This window comes from Microbacterium xerophyticum, from assembly GCF_053543555.1.
The window spans coordinates 365,156-365,724 of the sequence record NZ_JBLVOB010000005.1 but is presented as its reverse complement, the minus strand read 5'-3'; the positions used below and the strand labels follow the sequence as shown (position 1 = coordinate 365,724).

At 72.8% G+C, this 569-nt stretch carries 1 protein-coding gene; it reads right to left on the bottom strand.

Features of this window, described 5'->3' with window-relative positions; all coding sequences use genetic code 11:
- Positions 1-569, bottom strand: a 569-nt coding sequence (locus ACNPNP_RS06280) for an FGGY family carbohydrate kinase (RefSeq protein ID WP_448965186.1), incomplete at both ends; no start/stop codon positions are given.

Below are 569 nucleotides of genomic sequence, written 5' to 3'. Positions count from 1 at the left end.
GGGCCCCCCCCCACGGGGGAGCACGATGCCGGTCGCATCCCGCCGCAGCGCGATCGCGAGCAATTCGCGGTCGTACTCTCCTCGAGCCGAGTCGAAGTAGCCGGTGCCGCTGGCATCGGATCGATCTGTGACGAGCTCGTCGAGCACGGGGCCCAGCGGCGACTCGTCGGACGGCCCGTAGCCGCGTAGGCGCCACGTGAGCCAGTCGTGGGGGAGCGCGATCGCCGCGATACGGGCGGCGTTCTCCGGTTCGGCATCCGCCACCCAGCGCACCTTGCTCACCGTGAACGACGCGACCGGGACGAGCCCGGTGCGCCGCGCGTACTCCTCTGCACCGACCTCCGCCGTCAGCGCACTCGCGGCGTCGGCCGACCTCGTGTCGTTCCACAGCAGTGCGGGCCGGATCACGCGGCCCTCCGCATCGAGGGCGACCAGGCCGTGCTGCTGACCTCCGATGCCGACAGCAGCGACGTCGTCGAGCCCGCCGGCGTCGGCGATGGCGCTGCGCAGCGCGTCCCACCATGCTGCCGGAGCCACCTCGGTGCCGTCAGGATGCCCTGCTCGTCCGG